At 59.9% G+C, this 3,425-nt stretch carries 2 protein-coding genes; both read right to left on the reverse strand.

What is annotated here, in order from left to right; translation table 11 throughout:
* A partial coding sequence (locus tag N5D48_RS25945) for a DUF6708 domain-containing protein (RefSeq protein WP_279888978.1) occupies positions 1-941 on the reverse strand: 941 nt, incomplete at its 3' end.
* A partial coding sequence (locus N5D48_RS25950) for a T6SS effector BTH_I2691 family protein (RefSeq protein ID WP_279888980.1) occupies positions 941-3,425 on the reverse strand: 2,485 nt, incomplete at its 5' end. The genes N5D48_RS25945 and N5D48_RS25950, both read right to left, overlap by 1 nt.

Consider the following 3,425-nt stretch of genomic DNA (forward strand, 5'->3'; position numbering starts at 1 on the left):
CGCGGCCGCCAGCACAGCATCAGGCTGACCCAGTGGGCGGTGCCGATGATGACGAAGGCGGGCCAGATCAGCAGCAGGGCTACCTTCAGCGGCCAGCCGCTGTGGCGGAAGAAACGGCCCAGGCCTTCGAACTGGGCGCTGAAGGCCTGGATCGGCGAAGGGAGTTGGGTGCTCAGGCGTGGGCGCGGGACCGCGTCGGGGCCTTCTTCCATGTAGCGACGGATGAATTCCCATTCGTCACGCAATTCGCTGCCGCCTTGGCCTTGCTTGCCGAGAAAAGCGAACTCCAGATGAGGAAGGCCCGTTCGGATTGGATGCCATACCAATGCGAGCCTCATGCCGAGGCTTAACGCATCATCTTCTGGATGGATAGCGGTGCTGCCGGTAGATCGCCAGGGGAAGGTCACGATGCCGCCGCAGTAGCTAGGGCGATGCAGATGGACTTGTTGAGTCTTGCGATTGAAACGAATGAGCAGATGGCGGCTGGTTAGCATCTCTAAGCGGGTAAAGCGGAGGCCGTACTTGTAATAAAAATATATAATCGCAGTGCCCAGTGCTAGCATGTAAGTATCTAATACAAATGAGATTAGCAGGTGTTGGTTGGGGTGTTTGATGTTTGTGTAAATTGATCCTAAGGTTATGGATGCCCAGAAATATATGATTGGTCCTAGTCCGCCTAGTGTTGCTAGTGTGATGAGTCCTCGTTTCTCCTCCGAGCCGCCACAGCGCATTTCCATGAAGTTTTCATTGAATGAGAATACTGGTCCGTGGACTTTTGGTGTTTTGCTGGCTGAGTTGAAGTGCAACTCTGACTCAAGTTCTTCTCTATAAAGGTCTTGGTCGGCTTTTCGTTCGGCGGATGTACGTGCTGCATCGGTGGATTTTCGCTCAGCTTCAGTTTCTGTACTCATGCTCCAGAAACCCCACTCTATTAGGTACATTAAATGACCTCGCTTAGTGCGGAGTGTAAGGTAGGTAGTTCTTCACTATCTGCGTAAGGGGTGGTGTTTCTATCGAGGCGATAGGAGCTACGTTTACACCATTTTTCTAAAGCGTCATCTTCAAATATAAAAATTATGAATGTTGTGACTAGTCCGATCCAGAATGCGCCTAAAATCAAGCGGGTCAACAGTAGGCGGGCAGCGTCAGTTCCTAGTTTTGCGGCGAGTTTGCTCATTGATTGGGCTATCAATTTTGCCAGTCTGCCTTTGTTGGTTTTTGCTAGGTGGTCGAAAAACGGCTTTGCTAATGCAATAGCCGTCCCTGTCTCTGCCAGTGAGAGAGTAATAGTGGCCAGTGCGCGCGTATAATACGCTTTACTCAATACTTCATCGTTGAATCGCTGTGGGTTACCGGCTGGACTCTGACTTGCGCTTGAACGTTGATGACCATCAACTAAATCCCACCACGCCAACACAAACCCTCCCATCCCAGCCATCCCCGCGCCCCAGAGCTTCAACCTGCCAAGCGCTACCGCAGCCCCTTTACCGCTCACACTTTTCTCGCCAAAGCGTGTCACCACCTGCTCCACATAGCTGGCGCCAATCTCGAATCCTGCGGCGGCGGTGGTCATGGCCGAGGCCAGCAGTTCGGTCTTGAAGCGGGCATCGCTATCGGGTAATTGCTGCGCCTTGAACGCCATCAGCATGCCTTCCAGCAGGCAGATGACGGCCGCCGCGCGGACTTTGTAGAAGTCGTTGTGCGAATCGCTCGCCTGCATCAGCCCTTCGGCCCAGGCCTGGTCGAGATAGCGGCTTACCTGGCCGGCGACGCGCCGTGGGTTCGATGGCTTGTCACTGTGCGCGGTTTCAGCCAGGCGAACTTCGACGGCGCTGTGATGAACGGAGGCCAGCAGCGTCAGGCGCAGACCATGGTGCAACGCATGATCCATGCTGTTGGGGGCAGCGGTGCGCAACACCTCTTGCCCGAGAAGGGCGAACCAGCCATACAGGCCGACGCTGGCCTTGGCATTCTGGCTTTGCAGCTGTTCGTGGAGGGTATTGATGCGCGCGAAGGCATTCGCCGCGACATGGGCCTGGCGGGCGAGGGCCTCGGGCAAGACCAGCGTCGAGGGTTCTGGCGGCATGGCCTTGGCGGCTTCGCGCAGGGCCACCAGCTCTTCACGCAGGTCGTCCTGATTGAAGGTGACGCCGCGCACCGCGAGGTTGCTCCGTTGGTAGGGATCGCCGCGCCACCAACGTTCCAGCAGGCGCGCGCCGGGTGGTGCGAGCTCCATGCCGATCACGCACAGGCCGGTCTGTTCGGCGAAGGCCAGGCCATGGCTCAGGTCGGCATTGTCGTAGCGGTCCAGGGCTTGCAGCAGGCGTTCGCTGGTCAGCCAGCGGACATGGTCTTGCGCCCGCTCCTGCGCGGCCTGTCGCGCCTGCTGCAGGGTCTGCTCGAAGGCTTCGAGCTGGGCGTGCATGGCCTTGCGGTCGACCAGCTGGCCGTATTTCTCGTCGAACCTGGCCTTGAACTCGCCGGCCTGCAGACGGGCCTCGGCCTTGGCCCGGGTGTTGAGTTCGAACTGCTCCAGGTGCGGTTTGACCCGGGCATCGTGGGCGTCCTGCATCTGCCTGGCGTGCGCGGTAAAGCCATAGAACTCCGCATGCATGGGCGGTTGGCTACGCACGGTCTCGGCCATGACCTCGCGCTTGACGGTGCGTTCGGCGACCATCTGCGGATAGAGCGTCTCCACTTCCAGGAACGACTGCGCCACCAGCAGCTTGCGCTCGTTGTCCACGCCGGGCTCCACCGTGCGCTGCAACCATTGCGTGCGTACATCGTCGATGGCCGCGTTGCGCCAGGCGTTGAGTTCCTGGGTGATGCCCAGGGCATCCTCGATCACGATGGCGGCGCCGCGCGGCTTGCTCTGGCCCGAGCGCGGCGCGAGGGCCTGGTACGTGGCCTGGAACGAGACGATCTGGGCACTGTTGAACGGCTGCTGGTCGAGCAATGCCTGCAGTTGCGGGTCGTATCGCGCGCGGAAGTCGGCGACCCAGTCCAGTTGATCGTGCTTGAGCACATGGGGTTGGGGCGGGGCATCGGCGGGTTGGATGAAGCGCTGGATGTCGATGGCCGGCAGGCTGCTGCGGTATTCGTCGTCGAGCAGGCGGTAGTTGTCGAGCATGCGCGGGGTGAGCGGGGTGGGGCTGAACAGTGGGCGCAGCTCCTGGAGATCGTCCAGGTCGTACAGGGTGATGGCCCAGCCGAAGCCGCGGATCATGTCATCGAGCGTGGCCGCGCTGGGCGCGGGCTCCCAGGGCGAGTCGGCGCTGATGTACTGCAGCGAACCGTTGGCGGCGACGCGGTACTGGCTGTGCCACTCGTAGGCCTCGGCCCGCTGGCGCTTGATCAGCAGGTACAGAAACCCTTCGCGCAGTGGGCGGATGGCGTAGCTCGAATGCTCGAGCGCAGCGATCTCC

Origin of the sequence: Pseudomonas sp. GD03858 (genome assembly GCF_029840925.1) — a bacterium.
Taxonomy (GTDB): domain Bacteria; phylum Pseudomonadota; class Gammaproteobacteria; order Pseudomonadales; family Pseudomonadaceae; genus Aquipseudomonas.